Annotated in this window: 17 protein-coding genes and 1 pseudogene; all 18 read left to right on the forward strand. The window is 45.5% G+C overall.

Annotation, left to right across the window (positions count from 1 at the left end; translation table 11 throughout):
- Positions 1-295, forward strand: a pseudogene (locus tag OCV47_RS07670) (ABC transporter ATP-binding protein); the annotation flags it as partial.
- Positions 277-1,020, forward strand: coding sequence for an ECF transporter S component (locus tag OCV47_RS07675; RefSeq protein ID WP_256297989.1), 744 nt, complete (start codon positions 277-279; stop codon positions 1,018-1,020). The pseudogene OCV47_RS07670 and the gene OCV47_RS07675, both read left to right, overlap by 19 nt.
- Positions 1,017-1,901, forward strand: coding sequence for an energy-coupling factor transporter transmembrane component T (locus OCV47_RS07680; protein ID WP_262654572.1), 885 nt, complete (start codon positions 1,017-1,019; stop codon positions 1,899-1,901). Before OCV47_RS07675 ends, OCV47_RS07680 begins: the two co-directional genes overlap by 4 nt.
- Positions 1,902-1,993: 92 nt before the next feature.
- Positions 1,994-5,359: a SpaA isopeptide-forming pilin-related protein gene (locus OCV47_RS07685; protein ID WP_262654573.1), complete on the forward strand. Its 3,366-nt coding sequence runs from the start codon at positions 1,994-1,996 to the stop codon at positions 5,357-5,359.
- A 55-nt stretch (positions 5,360-5,414) separates the two neighbouring features.
- Positions 5,415-5,939, forward strand: coding sequence for a nucleoside recognition domain-containing protein (locus OCV47_RS07690; RefSeq protein WP_262654574.1), 525 nt, complete (start codon positions 5,415-5,417; stop codon positions 5,937-5,939).
- A 170-nt stretch (positions 5,940-6,109) separates the two neighbouring features.
- Positions 6,110-8,377, forward strand: a complete 2,268-nt coding sequence (locus OCV47_RS07695) for a hypothetical protein (protein WP_262654575.1) — start codon at positions 6,110-6,112, stop codon at positions 8,375-8,377.
- A gap of 169 nt (positions 8,378-8,546) precedes the next feature.
- Positions 8,547-9,128 carry a TetR/AcrR family transcriptional regulator gene (locus OCV47_RS07700; RefSeq protein ID WP_262654576.1) on the forward strand — a complete coding sequence of 194 codons (582 nt, stop codon included), beginning with the start codon at positions 8,547-8,549 and terminating at the stop codon, positions 9,126-9,128.
- A gap of 60 nt (positions 9,129-9,188) precedes the next feature.
- Positions 9,189-11,213 carry a 1,4-alpha-glucan branching protein GlgB gene (gene glgB, locus OCV47_RS07705; RefSeq protein ID WP_262654577.1) on the forward strand — a complete coding sequence of 675 codons (2,025 nt, stop codon included), beginning with the start codon at positions 9,189-9,191 and terminating at the stop codon, positions 11,211-11,213.
- Between the two features lie 145 nt (positions 11,214-11,358).
- Entirely contained in the window at positions 11,359-13,266 is a 1,908-nt protein-coding gene (locus OCV47_RS07710) for an Ig-like domain-containing protein (RefSeq protein ID WP_262654578.1), read from the forward strand.
- Between the two features lie 61 nt (positions 13,267-13,327).
- Complete coding sequence (locus tag OCV47_RS07715; RefSeq protein WP_262654579.1) at positions 13,328-14,194, forward strand: hypothetical protein; 867 nt, start codon at positions 13,328-13,330, stop codon at positions 14,192-14,194.
- 66 nt (positions 14,195-14,260) lie between these two features.
- On the forward strand, positions 14,261-14,764 hold the full coding sequence (locus OCV47_RS07720) for an RNA polymerase sigma factor (RefSeq protein ID WP_262654580.1): 504 nt from the start codon (positions 14,261-14,263) through the stop codon (positions 14,762-14,764).
- Between the two features lie 12 nt (positions 14,765-14,776).
- On the forward strand, positions 14,777-16,741 hold the full coding sequence (locus tag OCV47_RS07725; RefSeq protein WP_262654581.1) for a beta-propeller domain-containing protein: 1,965 nt from the start codon (positions 14,777-14,779) through the stop codon (positions 16,739-16,741).
- Positions 16,742-16,827: 86 nt separating this feature from the next.
- Positions 16,828-17,784: a S1 RNA-binding domain-containing protein gene (locus tag OCV47_RS07730; RefSeq protein WP_262654582.1), complete on the forward strand. Its 957-nt coding sequence runs from the start codon at positions 16,828-16,830 to the stop codon at positions 17,782-17,784.
- 253 nt (positions 17,785-18,037) lie between these two features.
- On the forward strand, positions 18,038-18,190 hold the full coding sequence (locus OCV47_RS07735; RefSeq protein WP_262654583.1) for a hypothetical protein: 153 nt from the start codon (positions 18,038-18,040) through the stop codon (positions 18,188-18,190).
- On the forward strand, positions 18,147-19,799 hold the full coding sequence (locus OCV47_RS07740; protein ID WP_262654584.1) for a putative manganese-dependent inorganic diphosphatase: 1,653 nt from the start codon (positions 18,147-18,149) through the stop codon (positions 19,797-19,799). The genes OCV47_RS07735 and OCV47_RS07740 overlap by 44 nt, the downstream gene beginning before the upstream one ends.
- Before the next feature lie 11 nt (positions 19,800-19,810).
- On the forward strand, positions 19,811-20,380 hold the full coding sequence (locus OCV47_RS07745; protein ID WP_117448820.1) for a flavin reductase family protein: 570 nt from the start codon (positions 19,811-19,813) through the stop codon (positions 20,378-20,380).
- Between the two features lie 148 nt (positions 20,381-20,528).
- Positions 20,529-22,148: a peptide ABC transporter substrate-binding protein gene (locus tag OCV47_RS07750; RefSeq protein ID WP_262654585.1), complete on the forward strand. Its 1,620-nt coding sequence runs from the start codon at positions 20,529-20,531 to the stop codon at positions 22,146-22,148.
- A 130-nt stretch (positions 22,149-22,278) separates the two neighbouring features.
- Complete coding sequence (locus OCV47_RS07755; RefSeq protein WP_262654586.1) at positions 22,279-23,214, forward strand: ABC transporter permease; 936 nt, start codon at positions 22,279-22,281, stop codon at positions 23,212-23,214.
- The last annotated feature ends 4 nt before the right edge of the window (positions 23,215-23,218 follow it).

Consider the following 23,218-nt stretch of genomic DNA (forward strand, 5'->3'; position numbering starts at 1 on the left):
GCCGACCAAAGGCATCGACAGCTTCTTCAAGCAGAAGTTTGCAGATATCATGATGAAGTTAAAGGAGCGGGGCGTGACCATCATTATGGTGTCCCACGATGTGGAATTCTGTGCCCGGTATGCGGATCTGGTCAGCATGTTCTTTGATGGCGGCATCGTCACCACCAACACGCCAAAGCGGTTCTTCTCCCGCAACAGCTTCTATACCACGGCGGCCAATCGTATGAGCCGGCATGTATTTACCAATGCCATTACCAATGAGGATGTGATCGAATTATGTCAGAAAAACAGATAGAAAAAAATAAGAAAAAGATACCAGCCCATACCTGGATCAGTGTAGTGGTGATCTGCCTGATGATTCCGGTGGTGCTACTGGCTTCCCGTTACTTTGGCAACCGGAAGTATTACCTGTGCAGCATGGTGCTGATCATTTTATCCATGGTGCCGTTCTTCTTAAGCTTTGAAAAGCGCAAGCCGGAAGCCCGTGAGATCGTGACGCTGGCGGTGATGTGTGCCATTGCCGTGGCCTCCCGTGCAGCTTTTATCATGCTGCCGCATTTTAAGCCGCTGGTGGGTATCGTCATCATTACCGGGATGGCATTTGGGGCAGAATCCGGATTCCTGACCGGTGCAGTCAGTGCCTTTGTCAGCAACTTTATTTTTGGACAGGGACCGTGGACCCCGTGGCAGATGTTTGCCTATGGAATCGCAGGATTTCTGGCAGGCCTCCTGACCCATGCGGGGGTACTGAAGAAGGACAAAAATGTGCCGGCAGCCATCTTTGGCGGACTGGAAGTACTGCTGGTGACGGGGCCTCTCCTGGATACCTGCTCGTTATTCCTGATGACCAATGAGATTAACAAGGCTTCGGCAGCCGCTATTTATGCATCCGGACTTCCGGTAAATGCCATCCATGCACTGGCGACCTTCCTGACGGTACTGCTTCTGGAGAAGCCGATCATGGAGAAGCTGAACCGGATCAAAGTAAAATACGGTATGATGGAAGAGGATGAAGCATGAGATTTGACAGTTACCATCCAATGATCAACCTGATCTATTTTGTGACCGCCATCGTCTGTGCAGTGAACTTCGACCACCCGGTTTATCTGGCCATTTCGTTCCTGTGCGCCTTTGTCTATTCCATCAAGTTAAATGGGAAGCGGTCGCTGATTTTTAACTTGTGTCTGATTCCGCTGATCGGGGCTTACACAGCCTGGTATTCTTATTATAACCACTTTGGAATTACCAATCTGCGGATGAATTTTATCGGCAATCAGATCACGCTGGAAGCTGTGACGGTGGGGATTGTCAGGGGAACGAAGATCGCCACCGTACTGATGATCGTTTCCTGCATCTTTGCAGTGGTATCCGCAGACAAAGTAGTCTATTTATTTGGCAGAATTTCCCCAAGACTGTCCCTGTATCTGTCTATTCTGCTCCGGTTTGTACCGAGGGTAAAACAGAGGGGACGAAGAATCGAGCTGTCCCGCAGAGGCATTGGCAAAGGCTGTTTTCAGGGCAATCCGCTGCAGTGTCTGCTGCATATGTGCAGCTTTCTTTCCATTTTAATTACCTGGACACTGGAGGACTTCATGGACAGTGCGGCTTCTATGAAATGCCGTGGATATTCCCTGCGGGGACGGACGGCATTCTCCATCTACCGGTTCGATAACCGTGACAGGAGCTTTGTCATTGCCATATTTGCCTGTATCACAGTTACTTTTATGGCGGTGGCATTTAACCAGACAAGCATTCAGTATAATCCGATGATTATGATGAATCGGATCACGGGAATGTCGGTGGTGTTCTATGGAGCTTACGCAGTATTGTTATTGCTGCCGATGGGGCTGCAGATGATTGGAGAAAAACGTTTTTCAGCAGCAACCTCAAAAAAAGCTTAAAGAAAAGTTCACAATTTTAAGATAGGAAAACCGAACTGTCCGTGTTATACTGAGGAATAGAAACCGTACCATGAGAGAATGGAGGATATCAAATGAGACATAGATGGAAAAGGGGAGCGGCAGCATTGCTGACGGTCTCTATGTTATTTTCAAATATCAGTATGACCGGTCTGGCTGAGGAAGAGTCTGCGCAGGCAGAGGAGATTGCTACGCAGGCAGAGGAAGCACCAACGGAGGCACCAGCCACGGAAGCCCCGACCGAGGCGCCAGCCACAGAGGCTCCGACAGAAGCACCAACGGAGGCACCAGCTCCTGCTACAGAAGCGCCAACGGAGGCACCAGCCACGGAAGCTCCGACAGAAGCGCCAGCTCCTGCTACAGAGGCACCAACGGAGACTCCAACAGAGAAGCAGAGCGAGAGCAGTACGCAGGCAACCGAAAAGCAGACCGATACCGAGAAAAAGACGGAAAAAGAAACGGAAGATGGTATCTACACAGCTGGGGAGAAGAACTATACCGTCAGCATAGAGGTTCCAGATGACATGGATCTGCCAGAAGGGGCAGAACTGGTAGCAGATGTTGTAAAAAAGGATACGAAAGAAGCAAAAGAGGATCTGAAACTGGCAGAAGAAGCTGCTGGCCGGTATGAGATCACCGGCTATCAGATCTACGATCTGCACTTTGAAAAGAATAACAAAGAGATCGAGCTGACACCGAGAGAAAAAGCAGACATTAAGGTGACAGTAGTGATCGATAAGAAGGAATTCCAGAAGGATCTGAAAGAAGAAGGGCTGGAAGTATTCCATATCCGTGATCTGACAGACGAAGAACTGGATGCAATAAAGAAGCAAAATGCAGAAGGCGAAGAGACAGCGTCTGAAGCAGAGACTGAGAAGACAACAGAAGCTGGATCCACCAGTGAAAAAGAGCAGACTGCCGAGAAGCTGGAGATAAAAAAAGCAGAAGAAAAAGATGGTAAAGAGACCATCACATTTTCTACCGATGGATTTTCTGATTATCTGTTTGCAGTAACCAAAGAAAAAGAGACAGAAAAACAGAGTGAATCCGAGACAGTGAAAGAGACAGAAGTTCCGGCTACCGAGGTTGAGACTACGGCCCCAGAGACAAAGGAACCGGAAACTGTAACATCAGAGACGACGGCACCGCAGATTGCAGTGCAGGAAGGCGAGACACAGGCGCAGCAGGCCGATCTCACACTGACAGTGCAGTCTGTTGGAACTGATAAACCGACAGCAAAAGATTTGGTTATCAGCGCAACGAATATTGCAGATCTGCAGAATGCCGTGCCTGCAATAACAATTGCGCAGATTACAGACACCGGTGAAAAGGATATCACGACTGATACAAATGCAGCCCAGATAACAGGCAGCCAAATAACAATTGCGGCAGCTATTGTAAACAGCAGTAAAGGAATTAAGATTTCTGGCCTTCCTGTAAATGGAACAGCAGCAGAAGGCGAAGTAGTGCCGAAAGCGACATATACCATCAATGCCGGTGGCAATTATATCAGTAACAATACATTTGTCGGAAATGCAGATTATTATACCATATATAAGAATACAGCGGGTGTTGCCCTGACATCAGGTGCAGACGGAAGCAGTCAGTTCAGTCTGGATGGAGATTTTGGTATTACCATCGAGAATGTATATTCTGAGGTTACGCTTTCTGCAACCGGAACAGACAAGCCAGATAAAAAGTTTGACGGTATGAAGTTCAGTGTCACACCAGAAGGTACGACAACACCGGTGATTACCGCAGCAGCAGACAATAGCGGGATTGCTGTGATCAGGGGACTCCCGGAAGGAAAGTATACAGTAACCGGAGATGCGGGTACAATTCCGGCACAGTACTGGATGGAGAGCAAATCACAGGAGATCACAGTGGATGATCAGAAGAGTCTGACTCCATCCGCAGTATTGTCCTATAAACCGATGACATTGACGGTAAAATCCGTAGACAGCAGAAGTGGCAAAGCAATGGCCAACACCAAAATTACGGTGAAGAAGTATGTCAGCAGTGATAAGACCACTACCGTAGCCTCTGCTACCACAGACAGCAATGGCCAGGCAAAGCTGGTTGGCGTGCTGGAGCGCGGAGAAAAATACAGCATTACACAGAACAGAGTCAGCGGACATTACAGTGCCACGACTTCGGATCTGAAGAGCGGCACCTATACGGTGGAGAAACAAGGCGCAGATCCAACCATTACGTTTTCTAATCAGCCAACCGTAGTAAAGGTAGGAGTGATTGACAATGTATCCAAAACATCTCCATATTCAGGAAGCTATGTAAGTGGAGCAACCATTGCAATTAAAAAAGAGAATGCTGTGTTGAAGACGATTACCACAGAAGGACAGCTGACAGAAGTTGTGGGACTGCTTGATCCTAACACAAAGTACCAGATAGTGCAGACCTCAGCTCCGGCAGGTTACATTATAGGGGCACCTACAGCGTCAGGATCTTACAGTGTCGGTAAACAGTTCGCACTTTCTTCCAGAACCAGACAGGAAAAAACGGTAGCGATTTCAGCAGATACCGTAAAAGTTCTGGTAACCAGAAAAGGTTACGACAGCAGAACACAGGTGACCAGGAATGGAAAAAAAGCTTATGAATATACGAATCTGAAGATTCTGTCCGGTGCAAAGCTGGAGATCCGTGACAAGGATGGCAATGTAGTAAAAGATAAAAATGGAAATGCGGTATCCTGGACATCCAGTGAAAAGGGCGGCCATCTGGTAGAAGGTGTACTGGCAGCAAATACGGAGTATACTCTGGTAGAGACCGGAGCTCCAACCGGATATGATCTGGCGGGCTCTGGTGTGTTCCACACTTATAAGAGTGGAAATCAGGCAGCAGTTACCATGCAGACCAGAAGAGCCAGCGGAACCATTCGGGTAGTGATGCGTGCTGCTTATAAAGGAAATGCCATCAAGGTGAATGGAACTTATTACTGTGCCCTGTTTACCGATAAGAATCTGACAAAGAGATATACAGCAGCAGGTGTGCGCAGACTGACCATGACTACCAGTCAGGTCTATGCGGAAGCAACTTTTGAGAATATACCGGCAGGAGTATATTATGTAGCGGAGACCGATAAGAACGGCAATCCATTAAAGGATAATGCGACTTTCAAGGTAAACAATCCGGAAGATGGACTGCATATGGACACCAGCAAGGATCTGATTGCGGAGATCACCAATGATTATGTAACAGAACCAGCGGGCGCACAGGCAGTATCTTCCAGTGAACTGAGGAATTCTTACAATGCAGAATACGCCGGATATGGGGGATCTGCATCAGCGGCAGCAGAACTGGCGGCCGGTGGCAATTCCGTACAGACAGGAGATACAACAAATGTGGCACTCTATCTGTCTATGTTGGCCGCTGCATGTATCTTGTTTGCAGCAGTACTCATAAAAAAACGAAGAAAAGAATAATAGAATCAGACACCCGGGACATAGACTGTAAAAAGTAGATGTCCCGGGTGATTTTATGGAAATCCTGAATTATGTATCTGTACTGACAATTCCGTTACTGGTCACTGTGATCGTGATGGACGGGATATTAAAAAAAAGACCAGTATATTCGATCTTTTTAAAAGGAGCGGCAAAAGGTCTGAAAACAACTGCGCAGTTACTTCCTGCGTGGATTGGACTGTTGACAGCAGCAGGAGTCCTGCGTGGGTCCGGGCTGCTGGATAAAATTGTGGATTTGCTGGGAGCTCTGCTGAAAAACAGTGGGTTTCCGACAGAAATTCTGCCGGTATTGGTGGTGCGGCTGTTTTCCGCCAGCGCAGCGACCGGGCTGACGCTGGATCTGTTTCAAAAGTATGGACCAGATTCTGACATTGGTCTGCTTGCGTCTATATTTATGAGCTGCACGGAGACGGTTTTTTACACAATGAGTGTTTATTTTGCGGCAGTTTCCATAAAAAAAGGACGCTATACGAGAAATGGAGCATTGCTGGCTACGATGGCAGGGATTCTGGCAAGTTTTGTGATTGTTACATATTTGTAAAATAATGGAATAGTAGTAAAGTGTGAAAACAGGTGGGTTTCCCTTTGACAAGGCTATATGTCTGTGATAGAATTGTTACAACTATGTTAAATGATAATACCAGATATCATCCAGATCAATGGAGATCTGTGGGTATCAGGATAGTAAATAAATATAAGGGGTGCATGAAAGTGGATAAATACGAATACCAGGCAAAGCTGGAAGAGATGAAAAAACTGGTGGATAAAGAAGAATATGAAGAGGCAGTTGCCATTGCAGATACCATTGAATGGAAGAGAGTCAGAAGTGTACGTACCCTTTGTCTGGTGAGCGAGATCTATGAGATCGTTGGCCGGGCAGAAGACAGCAAGAATATTTTATATCGTGCTTACAGACGTTCTCCAGGCAGCAGACAGATTCTGTACCGCCTGACAGAGGCATGTGTGCAGACACAGGATTTTGATGACGCAGTAGAATACTATACAGAATATGTGAATCTTGCCCCTCATGACAATAATAAATACATTTTGAAGTATGAGATTTACAAAGGAAGAGGTTCCTCTGTAGAAGAACAGATTCAGGTACTGGAAGAACTGAAGAGTCAGGAATATACCGAACAGTGGGCGTATGAACTGGCCAGGCTGTATGCACAGGCAGGTATGATTGATAAGTGTATTGCAGAATGCGATGATCTGGCATTGTGGTTCCACAATGGGGAGTATGTGGTACAGGCGCTGGAACTGAAGAAGAAGTATGCACCGCTGACACCGGAGCAGCAGACAATTTATGATAATCCAAGCAGTATTGTAGATATGGAGACCAAGGAAGCTGCTATTGAGGCAGCAGTGCCTACACTGGATGAAGAGATCACTAAGGAACTGCCGAAGTCTGAGACAGAGGTGATCGCAGACAGTATTATGATGAATACAGAAAAAGAGATCGCAGCAGCCGTTGCAGAACATAAAGAAGAGACTACACAGGAAGAACAGACGGCAGAACCAGCCAGACCAAAGGATTTTAATACAGTTGAGATGCAGAATGAACTGGCCAACAGTATGAGACAGATTCTTTCTGGTATGAGAGGAAGCAAGCCTGCAGCAGAACCAGAACCGATTCCGGAAGCAGCAGTAGCAGCAACGCAGGAAGAAGAACCAGAAGAAGAACAGCAGATGGAAGGCCAGATGTCAATTGATGATATTCTGACGGGTGCCGCTGAGGAACCGAAGCAGTCTCCTGTATCCGAAGCAGCCCCGGCGGCACAGGTGGAGGAGACACAGCCACAGGATATCCTCAGTGCAGAAACGATTAATCTGTCTGACAGCATTCACAGAGAGATCGGTGACAGAGATCTGCGTTCCTATGCGACAGAACTGGCAGCAAGGCAGAGAGAGGCAGCGGCAGTACAGATTCCTGTACCGGAACCAGTAAAAGAACCAGTGTTGAAAGATGTTCCGGTTATGAATAAAGAAAAGAAAGAGAAGCAGCAGCCTGTGCAGGAAGAGGTGCAGGATGTACAGCCAGTTCAGGAAACAGTTCAGAATGTACAGCCAGTTCAGGAAGCAGTTCAGGCAGTAGAACCTGAGAAGCCAGCAGAGGCAGCGGAAGCTGCAGAAGAGACTCCTGTTCAGACAGCACAGCAGGAAGCAGAACCTCAGCAGCCGAAGATTGATCCTATGAGTTATGTGAGAACCGGACTGGATGAGAAGGAAAAGAGCCTTCTTGGATTCTGGAGCAGTATTCGTGGCATGAATGAGCAGGTCAATGAAGTAGTGACTCTGATGATGCGCAGCATCCTGACAGATAAGACATCCTCTCATGGAAATGTACTTCTGATCGGAGACGCAGGAAATGGACGTACCACACTGGCCCTTGGCATGGCAAAGATTCTCGGAAGATGCAAAGGTCTGCAGAGTCAGAAGGTTGCCAAGATTTATGCAGAAGATCTGAATGGCAAGGACATTGCTGCAACAGTAAATAAGATCGCAGGTGGTATCCTGATTATCGAGGAAGCAGGAGATCTCAGTGATAGTGCGGCAGCACAGCTGTCTATGGCAATGGATTTTAAGACAGACGGCCTGATTGTATTCCTGGAAGACGAGAGAAGATATCTGATGGATCTGCTGGGACGCAATCCACAGTTTGCGCAGAAGTTTGATATCACATTGAATGTACCGACCCTGACGAATGATGAACTGGTAGAGTTTGGTAAATATTATGCACTTCAGAATGACTGTGTCATGGATGATTCTGCAGTACTGACACTGTATGACGGTATCGGAGTTCTGCAGAATTCGGAACAGCCGGTAGCGATTCTGGATGTAAAAGAGATCATGGACAAGGCGATCAAAAAGGCAAATAAGTTCAGTCTTGGCAAGCTTTTCTCCACAGTATCCGGCAAACGTTATGATGCAGAAGACCGCATCATCATTAAAGGAAAATACTTTGGAAAGATAAAGTAAAAGTTATACAAAAAATACCTTGTAAAAATGGCAGGTTGCTGATTTTACAGGGTATTTTTTTATTCTTCTTGACATAGAATATACCGTTCGGTATACTTAAATTTAGACAATGAAGAACTTAACAGCAAGGGAGAAGGAGCAGACTGGCCTGGTGGTGGAGAGCAGGAAAATGGATAATCGAGAAAACATACTGACATGTACATTAGAACTTTTTTATCAGAGAGGCTATGATGCAGTCGGCATACAGGAGATCTGTCAGGCTGCCGGGATTACCAAGCCAACGTTATATCATTATTTTGGAAGCAAGTACGGACTGTTAGAGGTACTTCTGGAGCGGGAATTTTCCGGATTTTTCGGAAGATTGTCAGAAAATGCACGGTTTCAGAATGGCATAGAGGAATCCTTAACTGCATTTGCCGGGACACTGATTGATTTTGCCAATGAGAACCGCAAGGCGTATATGCTGTTTATGGCATTCAGCTATTCAGCCAGGGAGAATGAGGTATATACCGCTGTGCGGCCATATATTACGCAGCTGTATAATCTGACGGTGCAGCTTTTCGAACAGGCATCCGGACAGCTGGGAAATATGAATGGCAGACAGAAGCAGTTCGCAATTGGTTTCCTGGGATTGATGAATCATTACATATTGTTTCTGGGATATCAGGATGGCGGCGAGGATAACATTACGGTATCAGAAGAGCAGAAGGGCAGTCTGATACATCAGTTTATGCATGGAATCTGGACATAACGGCGAGGAAGAAGTACCGGAATATAGGTTAAAAGATATTAGAAAAAGGGGGACAGAATCATGGAATTAAAAGAAGTGCGGATTGGAGAACTGGATCAGTATCTCTTTGGGCAGGGCACACATTATGATATATATAAGAAGCTGGGAGCGCACCTGGCGACCAATGAGGGCAAAAAAGGTGTTTATTTTGCCGTGTGGGCACCGCATGCTGCCAAGGTACACGTAGTAGGTGATTTTAATGAATGGGAAGAACGGGAAGCTTATGAGATGACCCGTGTCGGTGAGATCGGTATCTATGAGATCTTTGTAGAAGGAATCGGTGTGGGAGAACTATATAAGTTCCTGATTACTACCAGTGATGGAAGAAAGCTGTATAAGGCAGATCCATATGGCAATCAGGCAGAGTTCCGTCCGGGAACTGCTTCCAGGGTGACGGATATCTCTCGTCTGAAGTGGGCAGATGCCAGATGGCTGAAGGCCAGAGGGAAACAGAATGTGGATGAAATCCCGATGGCAATTTACGAAGTACATCCGGGTTCCTGGAGAAAGCATCCGGTGACAGAAGAGGATCCGGATGGATTTTACAATTATCGTGAATTCGCCCATGAACTGACAGAGTATGTAAAGGACATGGGGTATACACATGTGGAACTGATGGGGATTGCCGAGCATCCATTTGATGGTTCCTGGGGCTATCAGGTGATTGGCTACTATGCACCGACAGCCAGATATGGTACACCGGAAGATTTCCAGTATATGGTGAACTACTTCCATAAGAATGGAATAGGTGTGATTCTGGACTGGGTACCGGCGCATTTTCCGAAGGATGCCGCAGGTCTGGCAGATTTTGACGGACAGGCACTGTATGAATATGCAGATCCAAGAAAGGGCGAGCATCCGGATTGGGGAACCAAGGTATTTGATTATGCTAAGAACGAAGTAAAGAATTTCCTGATTGCCAATGCTCTGTACTGGGTAGAACAGTTCCATATTGACGGATTGCGTGTAGATGCGGTGGCCTCCATGCTGTATCTGGATTATGGCCGCAGTGCAGGCAACTGGGTGCCGAATATCTATGGAGAGAATAAGAATCTGGAAGCGATCGAATTCTTCAAACATCTGAATACAGTAGTGACTGGACGAAATCACGGAACCATGATTATTGCAGAGGAATCCACAGCATGGCCACAGGTGACCGGAAGACCGGAAGACGGCGGACTGGGATTTACCATGAAGTGGAACATGGGATGGATGCACGATTTTCTTGATTACATGAAGCTGGATCCATATTTCAGAAGCTACAACCATAACAAGATGACATTCTCTATGACTTACGCATTTTCAGAAAAATATGTGCTGGTGCTGTCTCACGATGAAGTAGTACATATGAAGGGCTCCATGATCAATAAGATGCCGGGAGAATATGATGATAAATTTGCAAACCTGAAGGCAGGATACAGCTTTATGATGGGACATCCTGGTAAGAAGCTGTTGTTTATGGGACAGGATTTTGCCCAGTTCCGTGAATGGAGTGAAGCGAGAGAACTGGACTGGTATCTGCTGGCGGAAGAAAAGCATGTTCAGATGAAAGAGTATGTGAAGGAACTGCTTCATCTGTATCAGGGAAGCCCGGCTCTGTATGAGACTGATGACAACTGGGAAGGCTTTGAGTGGGTCAATGCAGATGACAGCGAACGCAGTATCTTCAGCTTTATCCGTCATTCTAAGGATGGCAAGAACAACCTGCTCTTTGTAGTGAACTTTACACCGGTAGAACGACCGGAGTATCGTGTAGGGGTACCGCAGTCTGGAAGCTATAAGCTGGTATTGAACAGTGATGAGGCTCGCTTTGGCGGAAGCGGAGAAAAGAGAGCATCCAGCTATCGCTCTAAAAAGGGAGTCTGCGACAATAAACCATATTCCATCGGATACAGCCTTCCGGCATATGGGGTGGCCGTATTCCAGTATGAAAAAAAGGACAAGACTGTAAAAAAGGCTACAGCACGTAAAAATGCTGTAAAAAAAGAGACGACAGCCAGAAAGACATCAGCAGCAAAAAAGACAGCTGCTAAGAAAAATGCATAAAAAAACAGCATAAAAAAACAGAACATTCTGCCGGAAAGTTTGGCTCCCGGCAGAATGTTTTTTTGTGGAAAATTTGAAATGCCTGTGATAGACTGAAGCCAGATAGAGACTTATGAAATGGACTGCTTAGGAAAAGGGGAAAACAGTGAAAAAAATCAAATCATATCACAGACAGAAAAATTTCAAATGGCAGATACTCCACGTATGTGTTTTGATGGGACTTTTACTGGTAATGTTATCCAGTATGGGAGATGCACAGGCGTATGACTGGCCAATAGAGGGGCAGGATAGCATTTTTGCCAATGGCAGTCTTCAGCCGAAGGCGAAGACCGAAGAGAATAACAGGCAGGATGATTCTCCGGAAAATACATTGAAACTGTACCGGAACGGAGTGGCGGCCTATTATGGTGCACAGCTGGAAACGGCAAATGAACAGACGGTTTATACGGAGCTGGTCGCGGCGCAACAGCAGAATCGGATTAAAGGAGCTGTTTCACAAAGCAGCGCCATCGAGATTACTCTGGCCAGACAGGTAGTATTGCCCCTGGTGAACAGCACGGGATCCAGTGCTTATCAGAATCTGTGCAGTGAAGTGGGAAAAGCGGTCGATGCGTTCCTGTTTGATTACAATGAGAATTACTGGATTTATGGTTATCGGTGGGTGCCGGAGGGAGCCAGCAACCAAATCAGTAAGATCCGAATGTGGTTTACCGATTATTACAGTGATATTCGTTCTGAACTGAATCTGACAGATGAGGAACTGAGCAGACTGGAGCAGAAGATAACAGGAACTAACCGATATGAAGTGGTAAAGAGAGCTTATGAAGAAGTGATTCGGCTGGTGGTTTATCCAACGGATGATCGAATGGCCTATCATACCATTACCGGTGGTTTGCTGGAAAAGTACAGTCACAAGGGCGTTTGTGACTGTTATGCAAGATTGTTCAAGCTATTGTGTCAGAAAAAAGGAATCGCATGTATTCTGGTGCCAGGCGGGTCTGATATGATTGATGGAGAGGTGCAGATGGACCACATCTGGAATTATGTGCAGATGGAGGATGGAAAATGGTATCTGGTGGATTGTACATGGGATGACCTGGGAACTTCCACACCGCGGATGACCCATTTTCTGGCAGGATATCAGACCCCCGGACTGTATTCAGAGACAGTTGGCCAGAATCATCTGGCTGTGGGCAGATTCACAAGCAGCAGTTATACTCCATTTTCCGTACCACAGCTATCTGCCACAGCCTATCGAAAAGATGGCAGTTATAGTTCTATACCGTTTAGCGCATATTTCACACCAGGCAGCCTGACGATGAATATTGGAAAAAGTGAGAAATTGACAGCAACGATTCAACCAGCCTCTGTGCCAACGGACGAACTGAAATGGCACAGCTCTAATACAGCGGTAGCCAGTGTGATTGAAGTAGGAGGAGCCGATCAGGCTTATATTACTGCAAAGGGAGCAGGAACAGCACAGATCACACTGTCCTATGTATCCAGAGTGCTGGCTTCCTGCCAGGTGACAGTGAAGGGAAAACAGAACGCTGCGGCGTCTTATAAGATCAGCCTGAATGTCACCAGCCTTCCGATGCAGGCGAAGAAGAGTACAAAAGCATTGAAGGTAACTTCGCTGCAGGCCGGGGACAGCGTCAAAGTGTGGAAGTCTTCCAACAGCAAAGTAGTAAAGGTAGATCGTCGTACTGGAAAACTGACCGCACTGAAAAAAGGTACGGCAGTCATTACTGTAACCAGTCGGAAGGGTGCGAAAGCCTCCTGTAAGATAAAGGTGCAGAAAGGGAAAGTAGCTACAAAAAAGATTAAGCTGAAAAAGACCTGTGTGGAACTGAAAAAAGGAAAGTGTTTTTCTATAAAATATACACGTACGCCTCTGACTGCAAATGATAAGGTAACTTATAAGACTTCGAATAAAAAAGTGGCAACAGTCAGTGCCAGCGGGAAAGTAAAGGCAAAAAAGAAAGGAAAAGCAACGATTACAGTTCGAAGTGCCAGCGGAAAAACAGCAAAACTGAAGATAAAGGTAAGATAGAGATAAGCATAATGGCGGTATTCTGGCATATACTTACACAAACAAAAAAGGTTGGTGGAGTATGTCAGAATATCGCCATTTTATAGCATATATGTATGAATATGAGGATGGAAAAAAGACAAAGAATGCCGGATTTGTGAAAGTAAATATGCGAAATGGAATCTGTCGGATGCAGCTAAAGATCAGGGGCGGAAGAAAAGAGCCGATGGAATGTCGGATTTATGGATTTTTTCATGAGAGAGAATGGCTGTATGGAATTCTGATGGGCAGATCGGTAATGCGTGGTGGAAGTTGTGAGTGCACCGTGACGACATCAGAAAATGTTTTTCAGGAGCAGGGATATTCTTTTACACAGATCAGCGGAGTGTGGATACAGGCAGAGACTGAAGAAAAACAGCCAGGAGGCCTGTTCCTTACCGTATGGGATGAACGGCCGGTGGACAGCAGAAAGCTGACAACAGAACATTTTACAGAGAAGAAAAAGGATGAAACAGAATCTGAAGCAGAGCCTGAAGCTGACAGCAAGAAAGAGGCAGAAGAGCAGCAGGAACTTGAAGCACAGAACCGGCAAGGCGACCAGCCAGAAAAATACAGTCTGAGCGGTCGCTGGGAACAGTTTCAGTTTCATTATCCGCATATGATACCATTTACAGACAGTGAGATTACGGAATGCATTCAGATCGCTCCGAAGGATATTATGTTTCTGGGAGAAAAAGAGAGTGTGTATGCGTCCAGTCCATTTGTACAACAAAAATATATGAAATATCATCATTTGATGCTGGGGCGTCATGAGAGTGGGCAATACATACTGGCAGTGCCGGGACTGAACCGGGGAACACAGGATCGGAATCTGGCGGCCATGTACGGATTTCCGGAATACAAAGCGGCAGAAGAAAAAGAATTTGGGTACTGGTATCATTTTTTATAAAAACAATGCAACAAAACCATACTTTTTTTACACTATATAAGTGAACAGAAGAAAAGGAGAAAGAAGATGGAAAAAGAGACGGCACTTGTGCGGAAGGCACGAAGAGGAGATGCATCTGCATTTGCTGCTCTGTATCAGGAATATTATCAGGATCTGTATCGGTTTGCTCTTTATACATTAAAGAACCGTCATGATGCAGAAGATATGGTCGGTGATACAGTGGCAGATGCCTGGGCACAGATGAGTGGCCTGAAGAAGGCAGAGTCATTTAAATCCTGGATATTTCGTATACTATCCAACAAATGCAGAATGCGGTTAAAGGATTATTTGAATAAGACAGAAGAGATACCGGAAGATCTGAAAGCGGCAGGAAGAGATGTCGAAGAGTCGGCAGATGTGCGCGCAGCATTTGCCAGACTTGGGGATGAAGAGAGACTGATTCTGTCACTGAATCTGTTCGGCGGGTACACCAGCAAAGAGATTGGCAGAATCTTAGATCTGAATGATAATACCGTGCGTTCCAGACAGAAGCGGGCACTTGCGAAGATGGCAGAATATTTGGAAAAGTAGGAGGAGACCAGAATGGATCAGAAGGAATTACTGGATAAGATAAGACATTCTGCGGAAGGAATAGAGATACCGGAGCAGCTGACTCCGCAGAGTGTAGAGGAGAAGCTGAAGAGGGAAGCACAACAGAAGAAGATACAAAGGAGGAAGATCATGATCAGATGGATGGAAGCAGCAGCGGTGCTGGCTATTGTGGCAGCAGGCGGGACACAGACAGAGTTGTATAAGCAGTGGAAGGAACCAGCATTGTCTTCCGAGGCTGATATGGAGAAGCCTGTGGCAGAACAGGATACAGAGAGCAGTGTACAGCCGGAGGAAGTCGATGCATCAGGTGAATTTAAGCAGGCTGACAGTGAAGAAGAACTGTATAAGACATTGCAGGAACTTGAAAAGCAGACGGGCAGTTATGCACGGGGTGGAGATGTAATGCTGCTGGAAGAATCAGCAGAGATCACCACGATGGATGCCGGAGCCGCTGATACAGCAGCAAATCAAAAAGTGACAGGAGAAGCTGATTATTCACAGACAAATGTGCGGGAGGCAGGTGTAGATGAAGGAGATGTAGTGAAGACAGATGGAAGCTATCTGTATATATTGAAGTCTTCCGGAAGTGTACGGATTGTGGATATCCGGGGGACGAAGATGAAGGAGATTGCTGAGATTCAGCCAGAGAAGCTGAATGAGAGTATAGAGGATCTGTATCTGGATGGGGACAGGCTGATGCTGGTAACCACCGGATATGAGAGCAGTATGGAAGAAGCTGAGAGCGATATGTATACAGTGAATCGTTATCAGTACACAGCCCTGACTGTTTATGATATCACAGAACGTGAGCATCCGGAGATGACCGGAAGGATCACGCAGGAGGGGGATTACCGGCAGAGCCGGAAAAATGGAGATTATGTGTATCTGCTGACACAGTACAGCCCGTCTTTAGGGGATTCTTTTGAAGACAGCAGCGTGATGCCTCTGGTCAATGAACAAAAGCTGGCAATATCCGATGTCTATCTGCCAGATCAGACCAGCCAGCCAGACTATCTTGTGGCATCTGGAATCAATATTCAGGATCCGGAAAACGTGATCAGTTCCAAGGCTATTGTATCCGGCGCAGCGGATTTTTATATGAGCAGTGACAATCTGTTCATCTGCAACAATAATTGGAATGACGGAAAGAGTAGTACGGAGATTCTGCGGTTTGCCTGTGAGGATGGAGAGATTACAGCTGGTGCAATGTGTGAATTACCAGGATTTCTGAATGATACGTTCTCGTTGGATGAATATCAGGGGTATCTGAGGGTATTATTGACAGAGGACAGCAACGGGGAAAGCAACAGCCTGTATATACTGGATGCAGATATGCAGGTGACAGGAGCTATTCGAGATCTGGCGGATGGCGAGACGATTCGATCTGCAAGATTTATGGGAACAATAGCATATTTTGTCACATTTCGTCAGACGGATCCGCTGTTTTGTGCAGATCTGTCCGATCCGGACAATCCCCAGATCTTAAGTGAACTGAAGCTCACGGGATTTTCTTCGTACTTGCATCCGTATGGAGATCATCTGCTTTTGGGAGTTGGCTATGAGGCAGAGGAAGAAACCGGAAGCCAGACAGGAGTGAAACTATCTATGTTTGACATCTCAGAACCGTCACAGGTAGAGGAACTGGATAAGTATGTGATCAAAGGGGCATCCTATTTGCCATCCGATTATGACTATAAGGCAATTCTGGCTGATGGAGAGAAGAATCTGATTGGATTTGTCTGCGATGGGGAATATCTGGTATTTTCTTACGACGAAGAGAAGGGATTTCAGAATCTTCTGACTTACACTATGAGTGACTGGGAGTACTGGGATGGTGATGCCAGCTGCAGAGGAGTCTATGCAGGGGATGAGTTCTATATTGTAGATCAGGATGAGGTACTTTGCTTCGATATGAATCAGGATTTTACATTGACAGACCGGCTCGCCTGGAATTGACGGAATACTCTTAAAAATGGTATAATTTTTCTGCACCAGGATAAGAATCCTGGACAAAAAACAATGGTTGCAGGAGGATAAGCACGATGGAAGAAGAAAGACAGGAACTTGCAGAAAAAGCAGATACAGCAGCTCATACAGAGAGCATGGCTGACTTTGAGGAGGAACTGAATGCATCTTTAAAACAGATACATGAAGGTGATGTGATCACAGGTACCGTAATTGATGTGACAGAAGATGAGGTAGTTCTGGATCTGAAGTATTATACGGAAGGTGTAATCAGACGGGAAGATTTCAGTGCAGATCCTACCCTGAACTTAAAAGAAACAGTACAGGTGGGAGATGAGATCTCTGCAACTGTAGTCAGAAGAGATGGGGGACAGGGACAGATTATGCTGTCAAAGAAGGATGCAGCGAATCTGGTTGCCTGGGATAAGTTAAGAAGCCTGAAAGAGACCCAGAGCAATATTCGTGTAAAAGTAGCAGGTATTGTGAAATCTGGTGTGATTGCTTATGTAGAAGACATCCGTGGATTTATCCCGGCTTCCAAGCTGGCGTTGGATTATGTGGATGAAGATGATCTGAATGACTGGCTGGGAAAGGAATTGGAAGTGCGTGCTATTACCGTAGATGAAGAAGATGGTAAGCTGGTACTTTCTGCAAAAGAAATCTTGCGTGAAAAAGAAGCAGAAGAGAAGAAAGCCCGTATCTCCAATGTACAGGTGGGATTGGTAACAGAAGGAAAAGTAGAGTCTATCCAGCCATACGGTGCGTTTATTGACCTTGGAAATGGACTGACTGGCCTGGTGCACATTTCTCAGATCTGTGAGAAGAGAATTAAGACTCCTGCAGCAGTACTTCATGTAGGAGATGAAGTAAAGGTAAAGGTCATTGCAGTCAAAGATGGCAAGCTGAGTCTGAGCATGAAGGCTCTGCAGGATGTGGCAGCAGAAGAGATCCAGGAAGAGAGCGTAGAACTTCCGGAATCAGAAGAGCTGACCACGAATCTGGGTTCTCTGTTTGCAAATATTAAGTTGAACTAAGAAAGAATTATCTGGTTATAAGTTACAAAAAAAGTTTGGAGGAGAAAGAAAAAATATAAAAAATAACAAGAAAATTATAAAATATTCATAGAATGTTCATAATTACTTGTTATCATATAGACAGTCACAAAAGATGGAACAGACAAATAGATAAATTTTTTCATAATTGCCTCCGGTGCACCAGACATCGGGGGCACTCCTCATTTTTAAGGACTTTTTTCTGGAACAGGGAATGCAAAATGAAGAGTACAAAATGAAAAACAAAGAAAAAAATTTCACAGATGAAATCGTATGTATGGTATATTGTAGTTATGGAGCAATGATTCTTTTGATGGCAGCAAAAGAAAAATGCAGGAGGGTGTATGGAAGAGAACACAAAGAATCAGATTTATGTGATAGGTCATAAGAATCCGGATACAGATTCGATCTGTTCGGCGATCGCATATGCATATTTGAAGAATCAGACAGATGATGGAGAATTTGTACCGAAACGGGCAGGCAGTATCAGTACTGAGACACAGTATGTACTGAACAGATTTCAGATAGAGACACCAGGGTATGTGCCGAATGTGAAGACGAAGGTCAGCGACATGGAGATTCGTCATACAGAAGGTGTGAAGAAAAGCATTTCTCTGAAGAATGCATGGACGATCCTGAACGAGACCAAGGGCACGACCCTTCCGATTGTGACGGATGATAATATGCTGGAAGGTTTGATCAGCATTGGTGATATTGCGAGATCCTATATGGCGGTTATTGACAGTGCTATTCTCTCTAAGGCTCATACGCAGTATAAGAATATTCTGGAAACACTGGACGGTACGCTCTATGTGGGAGACGAAGAGGCCTATTTTGACAAAGGAAAAGTTGTGGTAGCAGCTTCCAGTCCGGAAGTGATGGAGTCTTACATAGAACCAAATGATATGGTTATCCTGGGCAATCGCTATGAGACACAGCTCTGTGCCATCGAGATGAATGCAGGCTGTATTATTCTCTGTGGAGATGCCAAAGTGACCAAGACCATTCAGATCCTTGGCCGGGAGAAGAACTGTACGATTATTGCCACACCATATGATACCTATACAGTAGCGCATCTGATCAATCAGAGTATGCCGATCAGCTATTTTATGAAGGCGGAAGATCTGATCCTGTTTCATGAGGATGATTTTACAGATGATATCAAGGACATCATGGCCAGCAAACGGCACCGTGATTTCCCGATCCTGGATAAAAAGGAACAGTATGTGGGTACCATTTCCAGACGAAATCTGTTGGGTATCAAGAAGCGCAGACTGATTCTGGTGGATCATAATGAGGCAACACAGGCAGTGGATCATATCGAAGATGCACAGATTCTGGAGATTATCGATCATCACAGACTGGGATCTCTGGAGACGGTAATGCCGGTGTTCTTCCGTAATCAGCCAGTGGGATGCACGGCAACGATTATTTATCAGATGTTTGTGGAAAAGGGAATCGAGATCCCATCGCATATTGCAGGGCTTTTGTGTGCAGCGATTATTTCAGATACGCTGTTATTCCGTTCTCCGACCTGTACGTCGGTGGATTGCGATGCAGCAAGATATCTGGCACAGCTGGCTGGTATTGACTGTGAGAAATTCGCCTTGGAAATGTTCGAAGCCGGAAGCAATATGAAGAGCAAGACAGCAGAACAGATCTTTTTCCAGGACTTCAAGGTCTATGAAGTAGAGAAGATGAGTGTGGGAGTGGCACAGATCAGCTGTATGGCGAAGACAGATCTGGATATTGCCAAGAGTAAGCTAAAAGAATATCTGAAAAAGGCCAGAAAAGAGCAGGGACTGAATATGCTGTTCTTTATGCTCACAGATATCATGAGCGAGACCACAGAATTGCTGTGCGAAGGCGATGGGGCTGAACGGACAGCAAAAGAGGCATTTGGCGTTGAGGTGGAGGAAGGTTCCGTCATACTGCCGAATGTGATTTCCAGAAAGAAACAGCTCATACCGAGCCTGTTAAGTAAATTACAGAAATAGAAAGAAAGATTATGTCAAAACAGATTTGGAAAGCAGGAAATATGGTATATCCTCTGCCGGCGGTGATGGTGAGCTGTCAGCGCCCGGGAGAGAAAGCCAATATTATTACAGTAGCATGGACCGGTACCGTTTGTACGAATCCGGCCATGCTTTACATTTCCGTAAGACCGGAACGGTATTCTTACGGTATCATCCGTGAGACTGGTGAATTTGTAGTGAATCTGACTACGGAAAAGCTGGCCAGAGCCACGGACTTCTGTGGGGTACGTTCCGGCAGGGATGTAGACAAGTTTAAGGAAATGCATCTGACAGAAGAACCATCTGTACAGATCAGTGCACCGGGAATTGCCGAATGTCCGGTAAACATCGAGTGCCGGGTAAAAGAAGTACTGGAGCTTGGCTCCCATCACATGTTCCTGGCTGATGTGCTGCAGGTGCATGTGGATGAGGATTACATGGATGAAAAAGGAAAGTTTCATCTCAATGATACCGGGCTGATGGCCTATTCCCATGGGGAATACAAAGCACTGGGGGAATCACTGGGAACCTTCGGGTATTCAGTGAGAAAGAAGAGAAAGTAAGATGAAGCATATCGCTTTATGCAAAAAACGCATTAACGTGATAAGGTATTTGAATTAGACAAATCTCCTGCCAAAGGATATAATAACTTTAGTGTGTTGTACGTGAACAGTTGTACAGGAAACACGTACACGAAAGGAGAGAGATATTATGAAGAAACTCAAAACCGCCGTTGTAATGACAATGGCAGCGGCAAGTGTACTGGGTGCATCTGCTATGGCCTCTGATCTGAATGTCATGGTTGAGACCCCGGTAGAATCTCTGGATCCACAGATCGCAACAGATGGTACTTCTTTTGAAGTGATTGCAGACTATACCGATGGTCTGATGCAGATGGATGCAGATGGAAAAGCCGTAGAAGCATTAGCGGAATCTTATGACCTTTCTGATGACGGAACCGTTTACACTTTCCATATCCGTGAAGATGCAAACTGGAGCAACGGAGAACCGGTTACTGCAGCAGACTTCGTATTTGCATGGCAGAGAGCGGTAGATCCGGATGTAGCCTCTGAATATTCCTATATGATGAGCGATATCGGACAGATCAAGAACGCAGCAGAGATCATCGCAGGTGAGATGGATAAGAGCGAACTTGGTGTAACAGCAGTGGATGACAAAACACTGAAGGTAGAACTGAATGTACCAGTCAGCTACTTTACATCCCTGATGTATTTCCCGACATTCTATCCGGTAAATGAAGCATTCTTCACAGAATGTGGTGATACTTTTGCAACCAGTCCGGACACTATCCTGTCCAATGGTGCATTTGTAATGGATGACTATGAACCGGCAGCTACTGCATTCCACCTTACTAAGAATGCAGATTACTACAATGCAGATTCTGTTTCACTGGAAGGTATTAATTATCAGGTAATCCAGGATTCACAGACAGCCCTGATGAGCTATCAGACAGGTGCTCTGGATATGACCATTGTAAATGGTGAACAGGTTGATCAGGTAGAAGATGATCCTGAATTCTCTTCCACAGGTGCTGGTTACCTTTGGTATGTAAGCCCTAATATCTCAGCGGTAGAAGAACTGCAGAATCTGAATATCCGTCTTGCAATGACGATGGCGATTGATCGTGAAGCCATCACAAATGATGTATTAAAAGATGGTTCTATTGCTACTTACACAGCGGTTCCAATGCAGTTCGCAGCAGGGCCTGACGGATCTGACTTCTCCGCAGATCAGGAAATGTTCTCTGATGTATGCGCATCTGATCCGGAAAAAGCAGCTGAATACTGGGCAAAAGGTCTGGAAGAACTGGGAACAGACAGCATCGAACTGGATATGATCGTAGATGCTGACGATGCACCACAGAAGGTGGCAACTGTGCTGAAAGAACAGTGGGAGACTACACTTCCTGGCTTAACCGTAAACCTGGTAGTAGAGCCTAAGAAACAGCGTGTAGAAGATATGCAGGATGGTAACTTTGAAGTAGCACTTACCCGTTGGGGACCGGACTATGCAGATCCAATGACATACCTTGGTATGTGGGTAACAGACAACTCCAACAACTATGGTCTGTGGAGCAATGCTGATTACGATGCGATGATCGATGAATGTACAACTGGTGATCTGTGTACGGATGCAGAAGGACGTTGGGCTAAGATGTATGAAGCGGAAAAGATCGCTATGGACGATGCAGTCATCTTCCCATTGTATACAGCAGCAAATGCACAGATGATATCCAGTAGTGTAACAGGTCTGGAACAGCATCCGGTAGCACTGAATCGTGTATACAAGAATGTTGTAAAAGAAGACTAATTTAATAAAAAATATCTTTTTGTAAAAGGTATGGAAGCCGCGCGAAGGGATGATTTCCTTTCGTACGGCTTTCCGTTTACGTGAGCAATCTGACGTAATACAGGAAAAAAGATAAAGCAGGAGAAGAAAAGTGAAAAAGTATACGATCAAACGAGTGCTGACCTTCATATTTACTTTATTGGCCATTTTGCTGATACTGTTTATACTGATGCAGCTGATGCCAGGTTCCCCATTTAATGATGAAAAGCTGAATGAGGACATGAGAGCTGCACTGTATGCTAAATATGGACTGGACAAGCCGATTATTGTTCAATTTTTTAACTATGTAAAAAATATGCTGCAGGGAGATTTTGGCGTCAGTTATAAGATTTCCAAGAATACGCCGATTTCCCAGCTGATTCAGACCCGTCTTCCGATCTCTATCGGCATCGGTGGTATGGCAGTTGCCCTTGGTGCTATCGCTGGATTACTCCTCGGACTTCTGGCAGCACTGAAGCATAATACGATCTGGGATACACTGGCTACTATCATTTCTGTTATTGGTGTGTCAGTTCCTTCTTATGTATTTGCGCTGGCATTAAGCTATAACTTTGGTTTCAAATTACAGTGGTTCCCGATGTTATTCAGTCAGAAAGATATTATGGGATCCAGTGTACTGCCAAGTATTTCATTGTCCATGTTCACCATGGCTTCCATTGCCCGGTTTACCCGAAGTGAGATGCTGGAGGTACTGGGAAGTGATTATATGCTTCTGGCAGAAAGTAAGGGCTTATCCGGTCCGGCATTGATCTTCCGTCATGCCCTGCGTAATGCCCTGATTCCAATCGTAACGGTACTGGCACCGCTGATTGTAGACCTGATGACCGGATCCCTGGTCGTAGAGAAGATCTTTGCGATTCCAGGTGTAGGAAGTCTTCTGGTCAATGCGATTCAGTCTAATGATTACAACGTGGTTATCAGCCTGAGTTTTATATATTCTGCAATGTATATTGCAATTATGCTGGTAGTAGACCTTCTCTATGGCGTTATTGACCCGAGAATCCGACTGGCTAAGAAAGGAGATTAACGTG

The sequence above is a fragment of the Muricoprocola aceti genome (assembly GCF_025567005.1).
In the GTDB taxonomy this organism is placed as follows: Bacteria; Bacillota; Clostridia; order Lachnospirales; family Lachnospiraceae; genus Marvinbryantia; species Marvinbryantia aceti.